This is a genomic window from Pseudoalteromonas sp. SG43-3 (assembly GCF_014164385.1).
Taxonomy (GTDB): Bacteria; Pseudomonadota; Gammaproteobacteria; order Enterobacterales; family Alteromonadaceae; genus Pseudoalteromonas; species Pseudoalteromonas distincta.
In genome coordinates, this window is record NZ_JACJFC010000015.1 from 75,482 (window position 1) to 100,248 (window position 24,767).

18 protein-coding genes and 1 pseudogene are annotated in these 24,767 nt (G+C 37.4%); 11 read left to right on the top strand and 8 right to left on the bottom strand.

What is annotated here, in order from left to right:
• Nucleotides 1-15: 15 nt before the first annotated feature.
• Nucleotides 16-2,832 (bottom strand): TonB-dependent siderophore receptor, encoded by a 2,817-nt coding sequence (locus H5157_RS14445; protein WP_024597662.1) that lies wholly within the window; start codon nucleotides 2,830-2,832, stop codon nucleotides 16-18.
• Between the two features lie 314 nt (nucleotides 2,833-3,146).
• Here H5157_RS14445 and H5157_RS14450 point away from each other — a divergent pair, with 314 nt between their 5' ends.
• The 3 genes from H5157_RS14450 (at nucleotide 3,147) to H5157_RS14460 (ending at nucleotide 7,369) form a co-directional block, all read left to right on the top strand.
• Nucleotides 3,147-4,310, top strand: coding sequence for a DUF547 domain-containing protein (locus H5157_RS14450; RefSeq protein ID WP_182724942.1), 1,164 nt, complete (start codon nucleotides 3,147-3,149; stop codon nucleotides 4,308-4,310).
• Nucleotides 4,311-4,373: 63 nt separating this feature from the next.
• On the top strand, nucleotides 4,374-6,170 hold the full coding sequence (locus tag H5157_RS14455; protein ID WP_182724943.1) for a putative 2OG-Fe(II) oxygenase: 1,797 nt from the start codon (nucleotides 4,374-4,376) through the stop codon (nucleotides 6,168-6,170).
• Nucleotides 6,171-6,175: 5 nt separating this feature from the next.
• Nucleotides 6,176-7,369: a DUF547 domain-containing protein gene (locus H5157_RS14460; protein WP_182724944.1), complete on the top strand. Its 1,194-nt coding sequence runs from the start codon at nucleotides 6,176-6,178 to the stop codon at nucleotides 7,367-7,369.
• Nucleotides 7,370-7,415: 46 nt separating this feature from the next.
• Here H5157_RS14460 and H5157_RS14465 read toward each other — a convergent pair whose 3' ends face one another.
• The 3 genes from H5157_RS14465 to H5157_RS14475 form a co-directional block, all read right to left on the bottom strand.
• The gene (locus H5157_RS14465) at nucleotides 7,416-9,068 is read right to left on the bottom strand and encodes a tetratricopeptide repeat-containing sulfotransferase family protein (RefSeq protein WP_182724945.1); all 1,653 of its coding nucleotides are present in this window, start codon (nucleotides 9,066-9,068) and stop codon (nucleotides 7,416-7,418) included.
• Nucleotides 9,069-9,126: 58 nt separating this feature from the next.
• A complete protein-coding gene (locus H5157_RS14470) occupies nucleotides 9,127-11,991 on the bottom strand; it encodes a TonB-dependent receptor domain-containing protein (RefSeq protein ID WP_024597657.1) in 2,865 nt (954 codons plus the stop codon).
• A gap of 277 nt (nucleotides 11,992-12,268) precedes the next feature.
• Nucleotides 12,269-14,608 (bottom strand): DNA polymerase II, encoded by a 2,340-nt coding sequence (locus tag H5157_RS14475; protein ID WP_182724946.1) that lies wholly within the window; start codon nucleotides 14,606-14,608, stop codon nucleotides 12,269-12,271.
• 108 nt (nucleotides 14,609-14,716) lie between these two features.
• On the opposite strand from H5157_RS14475, the gene H5157_RS14480 reads away from it, so the two are divergent.
• The 7 genes from H5157_RS14480 to H5157_RS14510 all read left to right on the top strand — a co-directional run bounded on the left by H5157_RS14480 (nucleotide 14,717) and on the right by H5157_RS14510 (nucleotide 21,372).
• Nucleotides 14,717-16,450, top strand: a complete 1,734-nt coding sequence (locus H5157_RS14480; RefSeq protein WP_182724947.1) for a tetratricopeptide repeat-containing sulfotransferase family protein — start codon at nucleotides 14,717-14,719, stop codon at nucleotides 16,448-16,450.
• Nucleotides 16,451-16,534: 84 nt separating this feature from the next.
• Nucleotides 16,535-18,610 carry an ATP-dependent DNA helicase DinG gene (gene dinG / locus H5157_RS14485; RefSeq protein WP_182724948.1) on the top strand — a complete coding sequence of 692 codons (2,076 nt, stop codon included), beginning with the start codon at nucleotides 16,535-16,537 and terminating at the stop codon, nucleotides 18,608-18,610.
• Nucleotides 18,610-19,386, top strand: a complete 777-nt coding sequence (locus H5157_RS14490; protein WP_182724949.1) for a TSUP family transporter — start codon at nucleotides 18,610-18,612, stop codon at nucleotides 19,384-19,386. The genes dinG and H5157_RS14490 overlap by 1 nt, the downstream gene beginning before the upstream one ends.
• Nucleotide 19,387: 1 nt before the next feature.
• Nucleotides 19,388-19,996, top strand: a complete 609-nt coding sequence (locus tag H5157_RS14495) for a primosomal replication protein (protein WP_182724950.1) — start codon at nucleotides 19,388-19,390, stop codon at nucleotides 19,994-19,996.
• Between the two features lie 13 nt (nucleotides 19,997-20,009).
• On the top strand, nucleotides 20,010-20,903 hold the full coding sequence (locus H5157_RS14500; RefSeq protein ID WP_182724951.1) for a histone deacetylase: 894 nt from the start codon (nucleotides 20,010-20,012) through the stop codon (nucleotides 20,901-20,903).
• Between the two features lie 51 nt (nucleotides 20,904-20,954).
• Nucleotides 20,955-21,236, top strand: a complete 282-nt coding sequence (locus H5157_RS14505; RefSeq protein ID WP_165725429.1) for a late competence development ComFB family protein — start codon at nucleotides 20,955-20,957, stop codon at nucleotides 21,234-21,236.
• The gene (locus H5157_RS14510; RefSeq protein WP_007584045.1) at nucleotides 21,220-21,372 is read left to right on the top strand and encodes a DUF2496 domain-containing protein; all 153 of its coding nucleotides are present in this window, start codon (nucleotides 21,220-21,222) and stop codon (nucleotides 21,370-21,372) included. Before H5157_RS14505 ends, H5157_RS14510 begins: the two co-directional genes overlap by 17 nt.
• A gap of 2 nt (nucleotides 21,373-21,374) precedes the next feature.
• Here the strand turns inward: H5157_RS14510 and H5157_RS14515 are convergent, their stop codons facing one another.
• Nucleotides 21,375-21,902, bottom strand: coding sequence for a sel1 repeat family protein (locus H5157_RS14515; protein WP_182724952.1), 528 nt, complete (start codon nucleotides 21,900-21,902; stop codon nucleotides 21,375-21,377).
• A gap of 105 nt (nucleotides 21,903-22,007) precedes the next feature.
• Between H5157_RS14515 and H5157_RS14520 the strand changes: the two are divergent.
• Nucleotides 22,008-22,891 (top strand): annotated as a pseudogene (locus tag H5157_RS14520) (DMT family transporter).
• Between the two features lie 30 nt (nucleotides 22,892-22,921).
• Here H5157_RS14520 and H5157_RS14525 read toward each other — a convergent pair.
• The 3 genes from H5157_RS14525 to H5157_RS14535 are packed head-to-tail and all read right to left on the bottom strand — an operon-like array spanning nucleotide 22,922 to nucleotide 24,688.
• The gene (locus H5157_RS14525; RefSeq protein WP_182724954.1) at nucleotides 22,922-23,434 is read right to left on the bottom strand and encodes a CC0125/CC1285 family lipoprotein; all 513 of its coding nucleotides are present in this window, start codon (nucleotides 23,432-23,434) and stop codon (nucleotides 22,922-22,924) included.
• 28 nt (nucleotides 23,435-23,462) lie between these two features.
• Nucleotides 23,463-24,200 carry an anti-sigma factor gene (locus H5157_RS14530; RefSeq protein WP_182724955.1) on the bottom strand — a complete coding sequence of 246 codons (738 nt, stop codon included), beginning with the start codon at nucleotides 24,198-24,200 and terminating at the stop codon, nucleotides 23,463-23,465.
• A complete protein-coding gene (locus H5157_RS14535) occupies nucleotides 24,197-24,688 on the bottom strand; it encodes an RNA polymerase sigma factor (RefSeq protein ID WP_182724956.1) in 492 nt (163 codons plus the stop codon). The genes H5157_RS14530 and H5157_RS14535 overlap by 4 nt, the downstream gene beginning before the upstream one ends.
• Between the last annotated feature and the right edge of the window lie 79 nt (nucleotides 24,689-24,767).

Genomic DNA, 24,767 nt, shown 5'->3' on the forward strand with positions numbered 1-24,767 from the left:
TTATATAAATAACAATTAGAATTTAGTAGTAAAACTCAATTGGAAGTAACGACCAGTTACGTCATAAGCTTCACCAACAGTGTTTATACCTGATGCTCCACTTACTGAACTTTGGTTTGCTACAGGAGGTTGCTTATCGAAAACATTCCGAACTGACAAAGTAACGTCTGTTCCAGCAGTGATGTTATAAGTACCTGATAGATCGTGATAAATAACAGTCGGGAAGCGATTAAACTTGTCTAAAGGGGCTCCCGTTGAAAAATTTTGATTCCCTTCAATATTACTATCATTTGAGCTTGCCCAATACTTCATGCGCCATGATACTGCAAAGTCATCAACTGTATAGCCTAAATTTAAATTTGCACGATTAGTAGGAGTTAATACCTCACCTCTGTAATCAATCTCTTCACCAGATTCAATTGATGTTTCAACATACTCATACAAATGATTCCATATCAAGTCCGCTGATAATTGCCCGAAAGCAAATTCTTGCTTATAACTTAATTCTATATCTAAACCTTTTGTGCTTAAATCATTTTCATTGCTAGTCCCTGAGCTAACTTCTGTCAAGGCACCTCTTGTATCACGTATTGCCCCACCACATGTAGCATCAAAGTCAGATGGATCAACACCATAGCATCGGTTCAATACAGTTGTTCTAGCAGTAGTAGCAATAGCGTCATCTACAGCAATATCGTAGTAGTCAAGCGTTAATGAAAATTCATCTGTTACTTGCCAAATAGCGCCAACGCTAAATGAATCAGATGTTTCTTCTTTTACATCTTCATTACCACCAATATAACCACCAGTGCTCTGACGTTCAATAGTTGTCAAATTGAATGCGCCTTCAGCAGCAACTCTATTAGCCACTTCAGCGATAGAAAGACAATTAGCAGCTACATTTCCTGTAGATGATGCAGTAATTGCATCACAAGGATCTGCAACACCTGAAAAAGTTTCGCCTCTACCACCGAATAAGTCAGCAATATTTGGAGTTCTAATAGCTCGTGCTGCTGATGCTCTTAATTTTACTGTATCTGTAGGAGAGTATTGTACACCTGCATTCCATGTTGTTTGTCCGCCAACAATTTCATGGTCCGAATAGCGAGCCGCTAAATCTAGTTCAACATTTTCTAGAACTGGTAAAACAGTTTCAACAAAAACGTCGTTAGTGTAGAAGCTACCATTTGTAGGCTCAGATTTATTTGTACTTGAAGCACCAGTTTGCGCTAAATCACCTGGAGAGTATGAACCTTTTTCAAGACGATGTTCTGCACCAACAGCTAGCCCAACCATACCACCTTCTAACTCAATTGGTAATTCACCAGAAAGGGTTGTTGAAAATATAAACTGCTCAACTTGACCTTGAGATTTTGCAGGTGATCTTACATATGCAACGGCTTCATCAGACAAAGTTCCTGCACCGAACAAATCTAAAGGCACACACCCTTGAAGTACTGCTAAATCATTAGAACATTGAACGTTACCTTCTGCATTAGTATATACATCTAATGCATTTGCAGCACGTTCAACATTTATTTGACCACCATTTTCTTGGCGCTGGTCAGTTTTACCCCATGAGATATAAGAGTTTAAAAGCCAGTTGTCATTAATTTCCCAATCTATACCTGTCGCAATACGAATAGTATCACGCTCTAAATCTGTTGAGCGAGCACCAAACTCAACCATACGGCGAACTAGCGTTGGGATATTATCATCCATTGTCAAATCAGGATTATCAGACATTAAATTTTGGCGTAAAAGATCTGGAACTAAAGGGCTTCCCAGCTTAATACCACCAACGCCACCACGTGAAGGTAGATATACATCATCCGTAGTGAAAGGAGTCGGTTCAATAGTCGAGTTGTATGTTTTAGATGAATTCCAGTTTACTTCCGTGAAAGAGTGAACACTATCTGAAATATCTTGTTTAAAGTTAACTGCTGCGTATTTACGCTCAAGCGGAGTCACTAACTGTCTGTAAGATGCACGATTGAATGAATTCTCATCACCTACATATGGTGTACCATCTGCATTATATCCGCCAACACGGCCTTGAGGTGGGTATGAAGAGTTTTGAACACCTACATATTCACCACCTTCATCATTCAAAAATATAGCTTCATCATACCTTGAGAAGTCTCGATCGGATGACTTCAAACCCTTATCATCATCATATCCAGCAGCAATTGTTACACTACCTGAATCCCAGCTATTACCAGCAGTAAGGTTTAAAGAATATTTTTCGCGATCAGATTCATCTGAAACACCTGTTTGAGCGTTAACTTCAACACCTTCAAAATCGCTTCGCGTAATTATGTTCACAACACCAGCAACAGCATCTGAACCATAAACTGCTGAAGAAGCACTTTTAAGAATATCAATACGTTCAATCATTGATGCTGGTATTGCATTTAAGTCAACCGCATAACCGCTTGAAGGAGAAACACCTGATACAAAGCGACGACCATTCACTAACACTAAAGTTCTTGAGGAACCTAAGTTGCGTAAAGACGTAGTGTTAAGACCAACACCTGTAGTACCGAATGCACTATTTGATTGATTTGAACCAGCGATAGTGACCGGAGATTGATTCAAAACATCGGCTACATTCAATGCGCCCATTTGAATAATATCGCTTCGGCCAATTGATGTAATTGGTACAGTTGTTTCAATATCAGTTCGCTTTATGCGTGAACCAGTAACTTGAATACGCTCTACTTTTTCTACACCTTCGTCAGCAGCTATCGAGTTTGCAGAAAATACAGCTGTAGATGCCGCGCCAAAAGCTATCGCTAAGCGAACAGCTTTTGAAACTTGATTATTTAACATTGGATTCTCCCTAGAATATTTTTTAATTATTTTGTTTTCAAAACGGTCTGCAATTCATCACAGTACCTATTTCGGTTTGAATAGTAGGCCCAACTCAAGCAAAAGGTCAACACTTTGACAACGAAAAAACACATTAATTTACAACAACTTAAAGAAACAAAAAACTAACACATTGCGATATCATCACCATTAACCAAAGAGCAATATTCCACTTTTTGGTGCCATGCTAATAAAATGAAATTAAATGTAAGCAAAACTTGAAAGTTAATTAACATTTGTAGATTATGGTGTTCCTAACAAACAAAGGAATTGCTATGAAAACTCACCTCGTATGTATTTTAATACTCACTATCTCATTCTCGGCTTTCGCTGACTTAAAAGAGCTTCCGGAAGAATTTTCAGATTTTAGTTTAAATAGAGATATTACTGTCTCATATGATGACTTAGATACTCTTCTAAGTTTTACTGTAATTGATACTGGAGCATCAGATCGTTCCAAACTAAATTCTCAAGCCTCCATCGGTACAAGAATGAAGTCGCATAAAAATAACGACACAGCATTAGAAGCAAATCGTTTCTTCTTTGAAGAAGTAACAAAATCAGAGATTAAAGACGGTTTTTATAAGATCAGAGTTAGCCTAGAAAGTCTGCCAAATGAAATCTCACTTAACGAACTCAGCCTTGATGAGCAACTTGCTTATTGGTTAAACCTTTACAATACAGCCATGTTAGAAAAACTAATCACACACTATCCTATTCGCGATACAGAAGATTTACTCTTTGGCAGCAATTCAATTTTAGAGGATGAGTTTTTAAATGTCGCTGGCCATAAACTTTCTTTAAACGACATACAACAAAATATTGTTTTTAAAAAGTTTGGTATAAAAAAACCAATAGTTATGTATGGGTTTTATCAAGGAAATATAGGAAGTCCTAACATTCGTGCCGAAGCATATAAAGGAAACAAGGTTTATCATCAATTAGTTGAAAACGCTGAAGAATTCGTCAATTCAAATAGAGGAACTAGTATCAAGCGAAAAAATCGCCTTTATGCCTCTAAGTACTATGAGCAAGTTAAACCATTATTCGAAAACTTCGAGAAAGATTTACGAGAGCACCTAAAAGACTATGCAAACCCGCCAATGAGCTCTGATATAAAATATGCTAAGAGCTTTAAAATAGGTATTGAAGATTGGAGAATCACTGATATTTATGGCACAGAGCGAAAGTTTGGTAGCGCAGCGTCAACAAATCCTGCCGCCATGCTCAATGCTGTTGCAAATAACTCATCAAAACCAATAGGAGCTGATGGCGCAGGTTCAGGACTAGGTGCTGTTAACATAAGCTTTTTATCTAATTCTATTTCGGAGAAAACGATGGACTTTGGCCGCTTTTCTCCAGAAATGCTCGAAAAAATTAGAGCTCTCAAGCTAAAAGAAACTGATAATAGTGGCTCTGTAAAAATAAAAGACCTTTAATAAATTTTATTATTTAACTTTAAAAAACACCCTGTTAACATGGTACGAAAAATAGGGTGTTTTATGTCTAACTTTCTTAACTCTGCGCTCGCTGCTTATAATTCACGCCAATATAACCAAGCTATTCTTTTTTTAAACAAATGTGATATTAAAACTGTTGATTGGTATATTTTACTTGCCGCTACATATAGCGCACTTAACCAAAATGAAAATGCCGAACAAACATATTCTTACGCAGTAAATAAGTTTCCTTCATCCCTCCCTCTAATTGAAAACTATACAAACTTGCTGTGCAGAACTGCTAAACATTCGTTATGTTTAAACTTTTTAAAAAACACAAGGTATTTGGCATTAAGCAAAAAGGTATCTCTGAATTTTATAGAAAGCTTGATCAAAACCAACCAGTTGTTACAAGCAAAAAAGGAACTTTCTAAAACCGTATCTGATGAAACCTTAAAAGAGAGATATCACTGGTTAAAGCTTGAATTACTAGAACGTTTGGGTGACTTAGAATTAGTTGAAAGCTATTACCTCTCTTTACCTGCCGATTTAAAAAATCAATTTTTATTTAAATATAAACGTGCTTGTAATTTTCGCAATATGGGTAAATTCGACAATGCTTTAGATATATTTTTAATGCTAAGCGATAAGCAGAACAAGTATAGCCCCGAGGTTAACTTTTTGATTGGCTGTACTTACTATGATTTACTAAAGTTTGAGCTCTCAGAGCAGTATTTAAAACGATGTCTTGAACAGGCTCCTAACTATATACCTGCGCATGAGTGTTTAAATAAATTATACTGGGATCGTGCAAACAAATCAGCCCTTATGAGCTCCTACAATAGTACATTCTTAAATCATGCTAAAAACCCACAACTAGTTCAATCACAACTAGCTCAGCTTTTACATTTTAAAGATTTTAATCAAGCCCTTGATGTATCTTCACAAGCAATTAGGCTCTTCCCTGATAACTTAGACATAAAACATGCTCATGGCATCATTTTAGGTAAGCATGGGCAAAGTGATAAAGCATTCATTATATTAGATGAGCTTGTATCACAGGCTCCCCAATCAGCAAGATATAGTGTAGATTTGGCAAACTACTGTATTGAAAATTTTGAATATAAAAAAGCAATATTGCACTTAAACACTGCAGTTAAACACAACCCTTTTAATCAAGAAATCTGGGCTTATTTATCCACAGCTTGGCGCTTAGCTAAAGACGATAAATATCATTGGTTAACTAATTACGATATGTTTGTTAAAACAATGGCTCTACCTACGCCTAAAGGCTACAAGTCGTTTGACTCTTTTGGGAAGGAACTCAAGGAACTATTACTTACTTTACACACTAAAGAACAAGACCCGCTTGATCAAAGTGTTCGAAGAGGAAGTCAAACTGAAGGACACTTACTCTATCGCTCAAATACGTTACTCTCATTATTTAAGCAGTCAATGGAGTCATGTATATCTACTTACTTAAATGATTTACCAGCAGATAGTATGCACCCATTAACGGCAAGAAATAGCCTAAACTTTACTGCCAAAGGCAGCTGGTCAGTAAAACTAGAAAATGGAGGATATCATGCCAATCATATTCATCCTCACGGTTGGTTGTCAGCACCCAGCTATATTTCTATACCTGATGAAATGAGTAAAAATGATCCACTTAAAAATGGCTGGTTAAAGTTAGGAGAAACATGTCTTGATCTAGGAAAAAGAGAATCAATAGATCGCGAGATATGCCCTGAAAGTGGACAAATTATCATTTTTCCCAGCTATATTTGGCATGGCACAAATGAGCTTAAAAGCGATAGACCTCGCTTAACAATACCTAGCGATATTATGCCAATTGGTTAATCTAGTTGATTGAAATTCAAACTAGTGCTATAAAAATAATCAAAAACAAAGGATTGATCATGATAAAATGCTTGCTACTTATAATCGCTATTGTTTTTATTCCAGTGAAAGCTGAAGAATTCTCTTTACCCGAAGAGTTTTCAGATTTTGGCTTAAATAGGGATATAAGCATATCTTATGAAGACCTAGACCAACTTCTAGAGTTAACCGTTATTGACATGGGCTTATCTGATAGGACTATTCTAAAACCAATAGTAGGTAATGGCACAAGGTTACGGTCTAATAGAGACAGAGATACGGCTTTAGAGGCTAACCGCTTTTATTTCGAAGAAGTTGTAAAATCGGATATTAAGCTAGGTTTTAAAGTAATTCGCCAAAGCCTAGAAAAAGTACCTGAAGAAGTCCCTTTAAACGCATTAACCTTAGATGAGCAATTAGCTTATTGGCTAAACTTATATAATACAGCCATTATTGAAAAGTTAATTGAACATTACCCAGTTCGAAATGCAAAAAAATTACTCGAAGGTGAAAGCTCAATACTAAACGATAAATTTATAAATGTTTCAGGCCATACCTTGTCACTTAATAATATTCAACATGATATCGTTTTTAAGAAATTTGGGAATAAGAAAATAGTAATGTATGGCTTCTATCAAGGGATAATCGGAAGTCCGAATTTACGTAACGAAGCTTACACAGCTGATAAGGTATATAAACAACTTTCAGGTAATGCTGAAGAGTTTGTAAACTCCAACCGAGGCGTTCAAGTTAAAAGAAATCGTCTAAACGTTTCTATTTTTTATGATCAAGCAAAAATTTTATTTCCTGACTTTGAGAACGATCTACTAAAGCATATTTTAAACTATTCTGATTCTTCTATTAACTCACAAGTAGAAGATTCGGAAGAATTAATTCTAGCTATTGAGGACTGGAATGTAACCGACATATACGGCACTGAGCGCTCATTTGGTGAGGGTAATGCCACCAACAAAGCGGCCTTACTAAATGCTGTAGTAGGCAATAGTAGCGTACCTGGTGCAGGGGCTATGAACCTTAGCTTCCTAAGCGATATGTTATCCTCTAAAGTTAGCTCTCAATCTCGCTTTTCACCTGCAGTATTAGACAAAATTAATAAGCTTCGTCTCAAGAAAAAAATCAATAGTAGTAGTGTTAAAATAAAAGACTTACCCACTAAATAATTAAATTGTATTCAGCGCTCTATTGAGTGCTGAATACTCTCAGTGATTAATCTAATACATTATTAAACTCTTCAAAATCAGAAATAGATAAGCTTTCTTTAATATACCTACTGAAATTTTTATATCTTCCCGATGAAGATGTATAAAGAGGCTTTCTCACCTGCCAAACACTAGCAGTACTTACAATATTTTTTTGTTGATGAAATAAACCGCTTTCACCTTGATATTTTACGCCTAAAAATTCGAACAGAGGCAATAATACCCCCTCGGGCTTTGAAACAAGTTCATCATAATTGACTGTAAAAATATCATTAGGATACTTTTTTAGCCAATGTGCTTTAACACGCTGCTGCGCTTTATGATAGTGCACTGTATCATTCAGTGCGGTCGCATAATTCAAACTTGGGCCTAAATGTTGAAAGTAAGCTGATAAACTGTTATCTCTAATATCGCGCTGTGTCCAAATAACTTTTGCTTCAGGGTACATCATTTTAATTATATCAATGTATAAGTAGTTCTCAGGCCGTTTATCAGTAACAAGACTACTTTTTCCCGCTCTTAACTTTAATTCTTTCTCATAACCTTGCTGAAATAATGTTGAGTTAACCGTGCTTGACAGCACTTTAGGCTTATCAATTAGATTGAATAGTTGCTTATGCAAGTAATCAATCTCTCCTCCATTGCTAATCACCTCAGAAGTGCAAATTATTTGTTCTATTAAGGTTGAACCAGACCTAAACATGCCACAAATAATAATTGGAAAAATATCGCCAGTCTTACTTTTTACGTTACTAAGCTCTCTTGCTAGTGTGTTACTTACTTGATGTTCGATATCAACCCTGTTGTATTGCGGGATATATTTTCGATTAAAACTATTGGCTTTAGTATAATAAGACCATGATTTTTCATAATCTTTGCTATCGTCAAAAGCTTTTCCAAGCGCATAATACATATCAGCTTTTAACACATCATCTTCTGTAGCTTCTAAAATAGATAGGCTTTTTAGTTCGTATTCTAACGCTTCTTTTTTATTAAATGTTTGTATATCAGCAATTCTCGCATGCGCCAGACCATATAAAGGATTTATCTTTAATACCTGATTAAAGCTCTTTAAACAGTTTTGCTTATCACCAAGCTGCTCATATATATTAGCAAGATTAAAATAGGCATTAATTTTATTTGGTTCAACTGTAATTGCCTGCTGTAAATAATTAGTCGCAGTCCCATAATCAATTAAAAGCTCAGAGTAGACGGATGCTAACTCCACATAAGCGGTATATATGTCGTGATAACCAAGCTCGATAGCTGCTAAGAAAGATGTACTTGCAAGAGTACCTTTGCCATCTTTTTTTGCCATTTCACCCAATTGAAAATATGACATTGCGCTATCCGGTACTATTTCAGTGTATTTTTTAAGTAAGTCTATTGCTAAAGAGAATTCATTACTGGCGGCATATAACTGACAAAGAGTATTTACATAATCGAATTTTTTGGGGGCTATTGAAATGAGTCTTCTACAAACTTCCTTACTTTTTAGTAAATCTCCTTCATTCATAGCTACTTTAAACAATACAGCTAAAGCTTGCTCATTAACTTCAGGGTTGTCGCATAAACCTTCTAGGGTTGCTTTTCCTGCCACAATCTTTCCACTATTCAATTGCTGTATTGCAAACAGTAAACTTTCTTTTACCGATTTCATTTTTTCCCCATAAAAAAAGCGAGCCTAAGCTCGCTTAATATACATTAATTAATTCAAATTAGAATTTTAATGAAAGGCTCGCATGGAAGTAACGACCTAACGAATCGTAGTAACCAGCAATAGCATTTGCGTTTGTTGATAATGAACCACCAACTAGAGGTGCCTCTTTATCCATAACGTTGTTAACACCTACTAATAAAGACGTGTAATCATTAATAGTAAATGTACCTTTAAGGTCAATATAGCTTTGTGAGCTAATACCGTCGTCTTGTACTAATGTATCAGCACCAGTGTAATCGTTTACACCGCTGAAGAAACGCCATTTAGCAGTAGCTCTCCACCAGCTGCCCGTGTCGTAGCTAGCAGATACAACATGACGCCATTCTGGTTGAGGGAAACAACCGTTATCTAATGAGTCAACACAGTCATATACTTCACTTACACCAGGAATATTATCAAATTCCTTAGTTAACATGTAGGTACCAATGATACTAGTTTTTAATGTACCTTCAGCAATTTCCATATCGTAGTTTGCGCTTAAATCGATACCTTCGTAATGGATATTACCTAAGTTAGTATTTGTAGCAACAACTTGGCCAGAACCTATCCAAAGGCTACCACTACCAGGTGTACGGTCTACGTTATCACAAAATACAGCCGCGCCGCTTTTACCACATTGTGTAACTAGAATTTCTGGGTCAATATTACCAATCGCGTCTTCAAGTTCAATATCCCAGTAATCGATTGAGAAGTTGAAGTTTTCAAATGGGTTACCAACAACACCTAAAGTAATAGTATCAGCAATTTCTGGAGATAAATCTGGGTTACCACCAAACAGAGCATTATATTGATCCGCAGGGCTCTTACCTACATTGCCATACTGACTTGCAGAAACACCTGTATTTGCACACTCAGCAGCTGTTAGGCTTGGTGTACCAGCACATGGATCAGTACCGGCCCATAAACCAGTGCTTTGTTGAGCGAATAGCTCACCATTGTTTGCTGCACGAACTGCACGGTTGTAGCTTGAACGAATTTTCCAATCGCCTGTTACATCCCAGTTCATTGCCACTTTATAAGTCGGCTCAGCACCTGAAGTGCTATAATCTGACCAACGGTAGCCTAATTCAACAAGTAAACTTTCAACTAACGGTAAATCTTCAACGATTGGCAGGCTAAGCTCACCAAACACTTCACGTACTTGATAACCACCATTTAAACTCTTAGTAGTACCACCTTGGCCTAGTAATAGACCTTGTGCATATACTTCATCAGCTGTTCTACTGAATGTTTCTTCACGATACTCTGCACCAAATACTGCAGCAACTGGGTACTCTGAAGATGGAAGTGAGAAATCGAATTCGCCAGTAACAAAACCACTTACAATCAATTGCTCAGTAACACCGTTCAAGATTGCCGTACCAGTAAGTGACTGTGCAGCTTCTTCTGTTACACCATCAAACTGAAAAACATCGTACGGAATACAACCAGAAGTCGCGCTACAATCTTCACCATTTGCTGATAAAGCGGTGATTATACGCGGACCAAAGAAATCATTTTCATATGCTGAAGAAGATGAAGTTGAACCGTATTGAGCAAATGCTTCGTAAGACCAAAGGTCGTTAATTTCGCCTTTACTACCTAACACTAAACGGAAAGAGTTATGTTCAAGGCTGTCTGCACGAGGGCCACCTTCAACGTTACGCTTACCAATATAAGTTGCAAACTGATCACCAGAAGTCAATCCAAAGCGCTCAGTTAGTTGTGCACGTTGTGTATCATTTAATAATGGGCTATCAAAATCAATTGAGTAATTATCATTAAAGAACGTACCAGACTCAGCAATCTGCGCTGTAGTGCGGTTACGCATAAACATTGCTTCCATGAACGGACGGAAGCTATCATTTATTTCGTAGTTAGCAAACATACCTAATGTATGACGTTCATCAGGACGCATAAAGTGGTTAATTGGCGCGTAGTTATATGTATTACCAACTGAAGGAATAAAGCTGCTATCTTGACCTAGAGTCCAGTATTCGTACTGGCCTTCACCAAAGTCTACAACACCGTCAGCGTTAGGAGCTGAGATATAAAAGTTAGGGTTAACAGCATTACCTGAACCACCACAAGCTGTACCAGCAGCATTTAGAGCACAAGATGAGTAATCACGTGCACCTTGGCGTAATTCATTTTGTCTGTTGTAAGTAAAGTAAGCTACTGCATGACCCCTACCACTATCAAATGCACCACCTAGAGTCGCTGCAAAATCAAATGACGCGCCATCAAGACCCGTATTACCTTCTTCATATTCAAAGCCAGCATCATCCATTAGGCCTTGCATGTATTCATTATCGTTATTATGTTGGTAAGCAGTTGTACCTACATTAACTTCAAAACCTTCAAACTGATCGTTCATTACAAAGTTTACAACACCAGCAACAGCATCTGCACCGTAAGTAGATGAACCACCACCAGTCATTACATCTACGCGTTTAATTAGCGCAGCAGGAATTTGGTTAATATCAGCTGATTGTGTGTAAATACCACCTGCTTGCATACGACGACCGTTTACAAGAACAAGAGTACGCTGAGGGCCCATACCGCGTAAATCAAGGGTTGCAGTTCCCGAAGCACCATTTGATTGGAAAGAAGTATTAGACGCTTCTAGTTGCGGTAAGCTATTCATCATGTCTTCAACACGAGTAAAACCTGCAACAGCAATTTCTTCAGCAGTTGTTACTTGCACTGGGCTAGCTGTTTCCATATCTGTACGTTTGATACGTGAACCAGTAACTTCAATTCGTTCAACCTTATCAACTTTTTCTTCATCAGCAGCAAACGAACTTGCTGAAAAAGCAGCTGTTGAAGCTGTACCGAAAGCTATCGCTAAGCGAACTGCTTTTGAAACTTTATTATTTAACATTTGATTCTCCCAGAATACTTTATATTTTTTATATTTTTTGCTTGATTACCATTTGTTAATAAATGGTAATCATACGTTATGATAATACCAGCAATACAATGCGGTCAACATAAAATTAACTTATTGTTAATTACCAACACTTTCACAGCTAAAGCATTACAATTTAAAATCAAAAAATTTACATTGGCATTATTAAATAGCGCCATTACTGCATTAGGAGAAATTATAAAAAGGGGGGGATTGAATTCACAAAGGTTAACTTTTAGCTTACGGTAACTTAAAAGAGAGAGGTTTGAGTGCTCTTTGATAGCGTCACTTCCATAGCACTAAAAATCATTTCGGCTATTGGGTCTAATTGTTTTTTTATATACAAAGGATAATTCAGTCTTTTATTTGTATCACTGAGCTCTGGTCCATCAAATGTGTAAACATACTCTATAATTTGCCCTCGTTTCACCTCAAAGTTTGGGTTCTGGGCTTTATATTTTTTAACTGCTTGGACATGTGGTGGAATATTCTTTTTATATTCAGTTAAATTTTGTCCTAACCTTTTTCTATAAATTAATTTATCGTCAAATTCTCCATTTTGTAAACGCCTAGAGTAAGAATTAACTAACTCCTCTAAAAGGCTTATTTTATAGTCACTACTGAACAAAGTTTCAAACAACTCTACTTGAAACTCTTGAGCGAACTCAGTCCAATCACTTCGAACTGCTTCAACACCTTTAAATACTAGCTCATTGTGATTTTTGTTAATTTTTTGACCTACATATCGTTTTTTAGAGCCCATCGTTTTCCCCCTAATTGTAGGCATAAAAAAAGGACTGTATAAGGTTTCAAATTCAATCTCCAAAAAGCTCTCTAAGTCGTGCTTCTGACTAATTTCTTGTACCCACTGTTGATTGATATTAATAGCTAATTGTTTACCAATTTCATCGCATTGAAGCGTATTCAAACCGTCATCCAAAGTAATGAATATTGAATCTGTATCGCCATAAATTACATTGTACCCACACTCCTCTATCCATTTTTTTGTGGTTTGCATTATATCGTGCCCACGTAGTGTGATTGAACTTGAAAGACGTGGATCGTAAAAGCGACACCCCCGAGAACCAAGCACTCCATATAAGCTATTCATAATAATTTTTATAGCCTGCGATAACATAGGTTTTTGGCTATCTTTTGCTTCTTGTCTTGTTATTGATAGAGTTTTTATAAGGGCTGGTAAATGATTTTTATGTCTTGAAAAAAGTGCATTATTATATCCTGAAATTGCATCTTTTGGATTGAGCAACCCCTCAATTAAACCAAGAGGGTCTATACAAAAAGTACGCATAATTGATGGATATAAGCTTTTAAAGTCGAGTACAAGTACATTTTTATAAAACCCCGGTTTTGAAGACATTACATACCCTCCAGGACTATCAAAACTTAAGCCATGATCTCCTAAATTAGGTGCAACATAACCACTTCGGTGAAGTAAGGGCAGATAAAGGTTAACAAATGAAGCGACTGAACCGCCCATTCTATGAAGTTCAAGCCCCGTTAATTGACTCCTAACAACAGCAAAATCAAGTAAATTTAATTTGTTAAAAATACGTAGAACCAGTACGCAATCTTGTCTATTGTATTTCGCAAGGGATAACTTATCATCATTAAATTGGCGTTCAATTTCTGCTAACTGGTCACTTGAACTGATGAACTTTTTCTCACCAAGCTCCTTAGCAGCTACATTTGACAGGCTAAAGCTATCATAGTGGTAGGTCGCATTTTTTAACGTGTCTATACCGTCTATAACAACTCTTCCTGGTATAGTTAATCGAGTATAATGGCCTACTCGTAATTTTATTTTTTCGTTATTACGTCCAAGACGCAATTCTATACCTAGAGTTTCAGCTCTGGAGTGAAGAACAGAAAAATCAAACTCAATGACGTTCCAACCAATAATAAGATCTGGATCTGTTTTTGCTATAAAGTGCTGTAATTTTTGTAAAAGATCGATTTCATCAACACACCATATTATTTCAATTGCATCACTATATTTAATAGGACTGCCAATCATTAATACACAATCAATACCATGACCGACCAAACCAATAGAAAATAATACCCCTTCTCCATTGCACTCGATGTCTAAAGAAACTGTTTTAAACTTAGGATTTACATCTGGGTTATTTTTAAATTGGCAATTGGTTAACAGCCTATATCCGTCTTTTTGTGTAATATCTCCTCTCACCCATGTGGAGCCTCTAATAAATCGCTCCATTAAAAAGCGATCTATAGGGCGTATGTCATCTTCGTATGTCACAATGCCCTCTGCGCTTAGAGCTTTTAACGCATTGTAGTAATGTTTAAGTGATTTAAAGTAGCAACCAGCCACAGTCCCCTGCTGAAAATCTTTTAATTCTACAGGGACAATTTCAAAAGAAACATCTGAGAGCCGCAGTACTTTTTCTACCGTCGCTTTATCCTTTAACTTGATAAAAAAAACAACTGACTCTGGTAAGCTAATTGCTTTTAATGGCCCTTTTTCAGTTAAAAGCCAAATAACAAAACTTACGCCCAAAGGTGAATCAACTGTTTCTGTAGAGAGAATAAACCCCGAGTCTAAGTGCATTAATGAAATAAGCCTTGTAATAAAAAACGACAAAAATAAAATTTGTAAAGCAGGTTATATTTTATTTCTTTCTAAGTTAGTCTTAAGAAAAAATAATATGAGCATTCAATGAGCCCTTCTGAAATTATCCAACACGCTAATAATCTCCTACAACAAAACAAGCTTCAACAAGCCAAAAAAATAATATTATCTTTAATTCAAACTGCACCAGAGCACCATCAAGCTTGGCAAGTATTAGCCCAAGTACATCGACAGTTAAAAGAGCAAGAGCAATACCAGCAAGCCATTAAACAATATGAGATGATTGCTTGGTTTAACCAACGTTTAGATAAAGCGAATCAGCATCTATTAAACAAAGAATTAAAACCAGCAGAAAACATTGCCCATGAGTTGCTCAAGCTTGTAGCGAATGAATACCGTGTTTTAGTGTTATTAAGTAAAATAGCTTTTCAGGCAAACGACTTAAAAACGTATTTGGCTATTACTTCTCATAATATAAATATAAATAGCACAAAATCAGCCGCTTATGATGCGCACATTGAAGCATTATTTAATACAAAGCAATATTTAGAGCTAATCTCTTTTTATAATAGGTCGACCAAATTAGTTACTTTACTACCACAATCCCAAAGTCTACTCGCTGCTGCCTATGTAAAAATGATGGACTTCAAAAATGCATCTCTAAATTACCAATCTTTGTTAAATAAAAATTATTACCCCGCATATTGCAATTTAAGACTTGGAAACATAGAAAAGATAATTGGCAATAACCAAAGTGCTATTGCGTACTATTGCAAAACAATAAAACTAGCTCCCCATATCGGCGAAGCCTATTGGAACTTAGCAAACTTAAAAACATATACTTTCACTCAGCTCAATATAGCTAATTTAGAACAGCAGATAACAATAGACTCAAATAAATTAAATAGAGCACAACTTCACTTTGCTTTAGCTAAAGCATATGAACAACATAGCAGATACGAAGATGCCTTTTTGCAGCTAAGAATAAGTAACGATTTACAAAAGTCACTTACCCCTTACATTACTAATGACTTTAATGAGCGCTGTAAAAAATACCTAACCAAAAAAGTAGCCAATACAGTACTTTCCTCAACCGAAAATGAAGTCCAGCTGATATTTATTGTAAGCTTGCCTAGAAGTGGCTCTACACTTATTGAGCAAATACTGGCATCGCATAGCCATGTTGACGCTAGCTATGAATTATCAGAAATCAATTCTATTGCAGTAGAGTTAGAAAACCTTCAGATAAAAAGCAACGTACCTTATAAGCTAAATAGTTTGACTCAAGAGCACTTGGCAACATTAGCCAAACGCTACTTAAAATTCATTGAACCTTTTCGCAATAACAAGCCTTACTTTATTGATAAACAACCAGTCAACTTTCAACATATTGCTCTTATCAAAACTTTATTCCCTAATGCAAAAATAATCGATGTACAACGAGATAAAAAAGCGACTGCATGGAGCCTTTATAAGCACTCATTTTCACAAGGCCATAGTTATAGCTACGATCAGGAAGATTTAGCTCACTACATGAATGAATATTATAAGCTGATGACACATTGGCATAGCGTATATCCTGACGAAATATATACAATTAATTATGAAAGCTTAATAAACAACTTCACTGAAACGGTTAATGATTTATTTGAACATTGCAATTTAGTAGTAGAGCAAGCGTGTTATGAGTTTTATAATAACCAACGCCCTGTTTTAACTCCCAGTTCAGAACAAGTACGTAAGCCAATTTACAAAGAAGCGCTGACTGACTGGAAAAAATATGCAAATCATCTAACGCCACTGCTTAATAGGCTAAATTAGTAAACAAGCTGCTTGTAGTTACACTCTTATAACTCTAAAATCCATAGCACTGTAATTATATACATACTTTAGGTAAATCATCCCATGCTTTCTGACTCACTAAAAAAAACAATTAGGCAAGTACACCAGCATGTGGCTAGTAACCTAAAAGATTATCGCCCTCGTAGCAGTCAAAATTATCTTGTAGCCGAAATAGCAAAAACACTTGCTGGCGAATACCATAAAAAGCAGCGCATTTGCGTAATTGAAGCAGGCACCGGTACCGGTAAGTCTCTTGCCTATTGTTTAGGCGCGTTGCCTCTTGCCTTAGCGCAAAAAAAGAAGCTAGTTATTTCTACCGCAACCGTTGCACTGCAAGAACAATTAATAGCAAAAGAGCTCCCATTTTTTAAAAAGCATTCAGGCCTCGACTTTAAATTTGATTTGGTAAAAGGTCGCCATCGTTATATTTGCGCTCACAAATTACATAATGCTGTAAACGGCGATAGCCAAACACAAATGGACTTTATGCCAACGCTTACTTCACCATTGAGCGCAATGGAAACCAAGTGTTTGAATGAGCTATATAACGCCTATGTGAATAAAAAATGGCAAGGCGATAGAGACAGCTGGGCCGATACCGTACCCGACAGAGTATGGAACTTAATAGCGTGCGATAAACATTCATGCCAACGCCAAATGAAGGCCCATCAAACGTGTCCGTTTCAGCTTGCTCGTAATCAATTAATGCAAATGGATGTGCTGGTAATTAATCACTCTTTATTACTAGCTGATTTAGACTTAGGCGGCGGTAAAATTTTACCCGAGCCCGACAACACCATTTATGTAATTGATGAAGCGCATCATTTAGCACATATAACACGCGACTTTTCATCGGCCGCAGCAACAATTAAAGGTACAATAGAATGGCTTGATAAGCTCACCAAGTTTAGCGGAAAAATGGCAAAGGTTTTAGTGGGGCAAAGAGCCATTGGCCAAAACTTTAAACTTTGCGACAGTATTAATGACGCGAATAAAGATTTAAAAGTAGTTCGCGATATTCTCGATAATGCTGACTTTGAATATTCGAAAGACGATACTTATCGCTTTGAGCACGGTGAAATCCCAGAATCATTGCACAGTAAAGCTAAAGATATAAGCGAAGCCACGCAAGATGCGCTGCGCTGTTTAAACAAAATGCACGACACCCTTACCCAAGATGTTAGCGATGGCGATATAAAACCTTACGTTGCCGACCCCATATTGGGCGAAAGCGGACAATACATAAACCGATTAGAGCAACTAAACAAACTATGGTTTAGTTACGCAAAAAAAGGGGAAGGAGCTCCTCATGCACGGTGGATAAAACGCCTTGAATACAAAAGCCATCACGATCACCTATTAAGCGACTGCCCTATCGAAGTAGGTTACTACCTAAAAGATAAATTGTGGCGAGAATGCGCGGGCGCTGTTTTGTGCTCTGCGACATTAAGTGCACTGGGCTCGTTTGATCACTTTGCCTACGAAACAGGACTTGCTAAAGAAGAAGGCGTTAAATTTATTAAAGTACCTTCTCCATTTGATTACCCCAAACAAGCCACTTTACGTATTCCGGTATCAAAAGTAGAACCTACCGATAAAGACTTTAGTGATCACTTAGCTAAAACATTACCAGAGTACATAAATGATAAAAAAGCGAACCTTGTACTATTCGCTTCTTACTGGCAAATGGACCACGTAACAAAGTTTCTTAGAACAAAAGGTTTTAACTTATTAGTACAAGGTGAAATGTCGCGAGAAGCATTGCTTAAATTACACACTAAAAATGTAGACGAAGGCAAAGGCAGCATTTTATTTGGAACACAAAGCCTTTCGGAAGGTCTTGATTTGCCTGGGAAATATTTAGAGAACTTAATAATTACTAAAATTCCGTTTGCTGTACCTACTTCGCCAATAGAAGAAGCGCAAGCAGAGTTTGTACAAAGCAAAGGTGGCAACCCGTTTTTAACGATTACCGTACCAGACGCCGCAAAGAAATTGGTGCAAAGCTGTGGTAGACTGCTGCGAAAAGAGAGTGATGAAGGCTGTATTACTATTCTCGATAGACGCTTAGTTACTAAGCGGTACGGTAAAGCCATGCTCGACACCCTACCACCTTTTAAAAGACAAATAGATTATTAATGTTTGAACTCGCACTCGATCCAACAACCTGGGCTGTTTTATGTGCTGTTGCACTTGCCGCAGGTTTTATAGACGCTATCGCCGGTGGCGGTGGCATGTTAACTGTGCCCGCTTTATTAACTGCAGGCTTACCTCCACATTTAACATTAGGCACCAATAAACTCGCGGCTAGCTTTGGCTCGTTAACGGCAAGCTATACATACTATAAAAAGAACTTATTTAGCCCGAAATTTTGGGCAGCCTCCATCATAGCTACTGCAATAGGTGCATTGGTAGGTACTGTTATTGTTGATCATTTAAGTATCGATTTTTTAAACAAACTACTACCCATTATTATTATTTTAGTTGCCGCCTATAGCTTATTTGGTAATTTAAGTACCACAGAAGGCGATGAACTGCCTAAACTCAACAAAGCGATGAAAATAAAACAATGGCTACAGGGTTTAGCATTAGGCTTTTTTGATGGTTTAGCAGGCCCAGGTACGGGTACTTTTTGGACTGCTTCTAATGGCATGCTTTATAAAATGAACCTGCTACTCAATTGTGGTTTAGCGCGTTCAATGAACTTTGTTTCTAACTTTATATCGCTCATTACCTTTGTAGCACTCGGACATGTAAACTTTTTACTTGGCATTACTATGGGCTTTTTTATTATGCTTGGTGCATGGATTGGAGCGCATTCAGCAATACGGTTTGGTAGCAAATTTATTCGCCCTGTATTTAATACTATGGTTATACTTTTAGCATTAAAGCTAATTTATGAGGCTTACTTTTAATATGCACCCTACAGCTTTAGATAAACTACGCCAACAAGTTGCAACGCTAAAACAACAAGCTGAGCAATTTGATAAAGCTAAACTTTTTTCTAAAAATCGTTACATGCAAGCGCAACCTAGCTTGTTTGACCGCGCCGTTTTTAGTACAAAAAGCATGAACCTAGTCGATTACGTAATAGAAATAGAAGACGAAGTATCACGATTACCGCCAAGTGAGCATCGCCATGCTTATACCTACGCGCTTGAACGTATAGGAGCTCAGGTACAAGCTGTATTCAATGTTATTAAATCAACGCCTATTTGGGTTAAAGAAAACAAAAGCCATTATAAACCTCGCCCTAAGCAAACTGTTTATAAGCACGCTGTACAAAAAATAATGCAATCATCGCATGAGCTTTACGACGAATTAAAACAAAACCATGAGTTTGAACGCCGTTTAGTACTCATGATTGAAGAACGTAAAATGCAAATGGATAAAGCCTCGCCAGCTAAAGCACAAAAACTTAACCTTGAAATATTAAGCACACACGCTCGATTAGGTCGCTGCAGAAAAGCAATTTCTGCCACCGAGGACAAAATACAACAAGTAGAAAAACAGCAGCTGCGTTAAGGCGCACTTTACTATGCAGCTTTATTATCATCCATTTTATTCAGACCTTATACTCCCAGAACGTCATCGATTCCCTATTCAAAAGTATCAGTTACTTAAAACCGAAATAGAAAATCTAGGTGTTTCGGCTATTCACTTTCAAGAGCCTAAAAAAGTAACCGCATCTCAACTTGCGCTATGTCATAGCCAACGTTATATAAATGACTTTTTAAATGGTACGCTAAGCGATAAAGCGATTAAAAAAATGGGATTCCCCTATTCGCAGCAACTTGTAGAGCGTACTCTTTTATCAATTGGCGGGAGTATTCAAGCTGCTGAAGCGGCTTTTAGTCACGATCTAACCTTCAATTTAAGCGGTGGTTATCATCATGCCTATAGCGATTTTGGCAGTGGCTTTTGCATTTTTAATGATTTAGCTATTGCCGCTACACATTTAATAGATACAGAGCAAGCCGACACTGTTTTAATTTTTGATTGCGACGTACACCAAGGCGATGGCACAGCACAAATCACTCAAAACTATAATCAAATTATTACCTGCTCAATTCATTGTGATCAAAATTTCCCGCGCAATAAGCAAGAGTCTACTTACGATTTTGCATTGCCCGCTAAAACAGCCGACGATGAGTACCTTGTTACATTAAGGCAAGCTCTCGATTTTTGCGTGCGCATACATAACCCTGATATTATTTTGTATAATGCAGGCGCTGATATTTACACTAAAGACGAGTTAGGCTTGTTTAATATATCTCTCAATGGCGTATATGAGCGCGACTTGTTTGTTCTCAACTTCTGTAAGCAACATCAAATCCCACTAATGTGCGCTTTAGGTGGCGGTTATCAGCGTAATTTGAGTTCACTAATTAATGTTCATAAACAACTATTTAAAGCCGCTATCGATTTATAGTAAGCCTTAGTATAGACTCAGTTAAACGGATTATTTTAAAGCGGTGGGAATATGCGATTACACGAAGATATACACAACTATTACGAAAAGATTGTAGTTGAAGAAATCATCAAACTTAAACTTGATGAAAAATATGGTGAAGATGTAATGGCTGACTTTTGTTGTACGGTACTAAATCAGCTCCCGCCACGATATATTCGCTACGATGTAGATATGGCGTTTTATTTACCGCAATCAGAACGCATACATATGGAACAGCGTGTGCAAACAGCAATAAATGTCGCCATTAGTCAAATATCAAAAAAGAAAGAGTTAAATGACAAGCCCACTTGATCAAGCCCCTACACATATTAAACTTGCAGTAGATTTAATTATGATACTAGAGCAACACGATGTTGCTCCAGAAGAGGTCTTAAAAGCACTCGATATTGTTAAAAGCGACTTTGAAAAAAAGCTAGAAAAGCCATAACTCTATTCTATTATTTGTATGTCGTACTCGGTAACGATACCTTCGTGCTTAGTGCAATCAATTTTAACTTCACCAAATGTGCGCCTAGGCGAAGTTGAACGACGACAGGTCATATTTTGTGCTTTAACGCCAAATTGCGTTATATACAACGCAACTGTTTCATCTATTAGTTGTTTTTGCTGTGTACTCGCTGCACTATAAAATGCATCGTATTGCGCAGTCCAATTTTCAACCCCCGCTTCTTTTGCAACGCCTAGCCAGCCCATCCCTAGTTTAGTAGATTGCTCCAAGTATTGGCCTTTCAAAAACATAAACGCCAACGTGTATTGTGCGCTTTTATAGCCTAGCCCAGCAGGCTCTTTTAAATAATTGAAAGCGGCCTCAAACTGTCCTTTTCGATACGCTTTAATACCATTGTATTCATTCTTTTTCATGGTGGTATCACTGTAAAGGTTGATTGGGCTTGAATTACATCCACCCAACAAAGTGATAAATACCATAGAAGCTGCAGCTACTGAGAACTTTTTCATTCTTATCCTTAATTTATTATTTTTATATGCCGGCTCTGAATATGGCTTACAGTGTTTATAAACCCTGCTATTCTAAAAGCCAATCAGCATAATTAAAATACTATCATGACCTTAGCAAGCTTACTGCGATTATTTTTTCTGGCCGCTATTTGGGGCGCATCATTTTTATTTATGCGAATGGCAGCTAACAGCTTGGGGCCTGCGGTATTAATTGAGCTTAGAGTAGGCTTTGCTGCAGTTACTTTATTTATTGTTGCTTTGTATTTAAAACGCCGCTTAGCCTTTACTGAACACAAAAAACACTTTTTTATTATAGGCGCGTTTAATTCTGCTCTACCATTTTTATTTTTTGCTTACGCAGCTCAAACTATAAGCGCTTCTACTTTATCAATTTTAAATTCAACAACCCCTATTTGGGGCGCAGTAGTTGGCATTTTATGGACAAAAACAAAGCCCACCAAAAGTATAGTGCTTGGCTTATTGCTTGGCTTGATAGGTGTTGCAATACTTGTTGGGCAAAATCACTTTGTATTAAATAGCCAATCAATTATAGCCATAGTAGCAGCATTAAGCGCTTCACTTTGCTATGCCATTGCATCGCATTACACTAAAAATGCGCCCAAATTGGCTCCATTCGATAACGCTCATGGCTCAATGTGGGCGTCGAGTTTTATGGTATTGCCACTTATTTTATTTATGCCAATACGTGAAGTTCCAACCACCAACGTTATGCTAGGTGTATTAGTACTGGGCGTAGTATGTACCGCGCTTGCGTATATTTTATTTTTTAAACTTATTGACGATATAGGCCCAACCTCTGCACTCACTGTCACCTTTTTAATTCCATTATTTGGCATATTTTGGGGGCATTTATTTTTAGATGAGCAAATAGGGCCAAATACATTACTAGGCGCACTATTTGTAATTGTAGGCACAATGCTGGTTACTGGTTTTTTACCACGAAAAGGCACTTAGCGAAAACAAGCTAAGTGCTTATATCAAGCGCTTTTACCAAACGTTTACTTTTGCGCCTTTTTACTTAAGTTTTCAATTAAATCTTGGGCGCTAAAGCTGTTGTCGCTTGGTTTTATCCCTTTGCCCATTTTAATATCAATCAAGGTGTGCACTTCTTTGTGTTTATCATTATTGCTCACTTGTACGCCTACACTATTGCTCGGGCGTAAGCGTGTTTCGCAGGTTAATAAACCGCAGTTTCGCTCATATTGCTGGCTGTGTAATGCACTAATAGATGACGCGGGGGCTTGCGATTTAGACTCAACAAAGGTTTCTTTGTTAGTTACAACAAACCAGTCGTAGCCTTGTGCTTGGGTAAGCTCAGCCGCGCGTAATAATGCGTAATCACCCGCATCGGCTACGTTGTTTGACACACTTTTAAACTCGACTCGGTATTGATCGTCGCTAATTTTTTGCTCGCTGTAACCTTGTGAACCATTATTCGCAGCGCGGTAATCAGATTTAGATGCACAACCCGCAATAAGTAAAATACTGATAATTAAAATAGATGTTTTCATTATTCACCTCGTTTTATAAAAACTATTATTAGTTTAACTGCCACTTTGCGCTAATTGCTTGCTGCTCTTGCGCTCTATCGAGTGGTGCGCCGCTGATCATGCTATCTATAACAGCATCTAAGTCACTGTTATTAGACGCCGTTTGATATTGCGCGCCATTGTTACTTTGCTGCGTGGCTGATTGCGCTTTAATTTGCCAACCGCTTTGCGTTTTACAAGCAATGCTTGTTTGCGTTGTATTATTTGAGCTTAGTGCATACTGCCTACAAAGCTCACCTTGCTGATTTTTAAAACTAAGCTGTGCGCTAAATACTGAGCCATCACTTTGCTCAAACACACCACTACTTAGCTGCGTATTAAGTGCTGTGGCTATGTTACTGGCTACTAAATTTTGCGACTCATTGGGTTGTAAATAGCTCGTCATTGCAATACCAAATACCACAGCAACGCTTGCTGCTATTGCTAAACTTTTATTAGCCGATTGCTTAACCTTTTGCCAAGGCGTTAACGTTACTACATTACTGTTTAACGTGTTTTTTGTCGTTGCCATATCAAGCTTTGCAACCGTTTTAGCTAATGAGTCACTAAGTGGTGCGTCGTCAATACTTGTTGCGTGCTCTTTTACTAACATGTCTACTTCGCTTAGCTCTGCAAGTCGCATTACTAGCTCATCATCGGTTTCAAGGGCTTTGCGCACTTGCTCCATTTCGTGCTCGCTTAGTTCTGAGTCTAAAAAGGCGCTAAGTGTTTCGTCGTTAATGTTCATACTTGCTCCTTTTTAAAGTCGGGTTTTATTAAGTTATAAAGTGTAATGCGTGCGCGCGATAATTTACTCATTACACTGCCTATAGGTATATCGAGTGTATGTGCTACCTCTTTATAGGCCATGCCCTGCACTGCCACCAGCGATACTATGGCGCGTTGCTCTTCGGGTAATTGCCCAAGTGCTGTATTTACATTTTTAAGCATTTGTATGTTTTCGAGTGCTTGGTGCTCATTACTTGATATTGGCTCTGGTAAAATATCGGCCTGAGCCGTATTTTGCCTTACCTTGCGTGAGCGGTATTCGTCTATCCACACATTACGGCAAATTTTAAATGCCCATTTAGCAGGCTCAACGTCATCCGGAATGCCTTTTACTAATAGTTTTTCAATAGTTATTTGCACTACATCGTCTGCATCTGCTTTACTACCCGTTAGCGAATAGGCAAAGCGCCTAAGCATGGGCAATAAGGTTTTTAGAGTTTCGTTCATTGATTTTTACCCCTTTTATAAAGAAGACGATTCAAAAAAACATTTATTCCCAAATAATTTAAATAATGAAATATTTCTA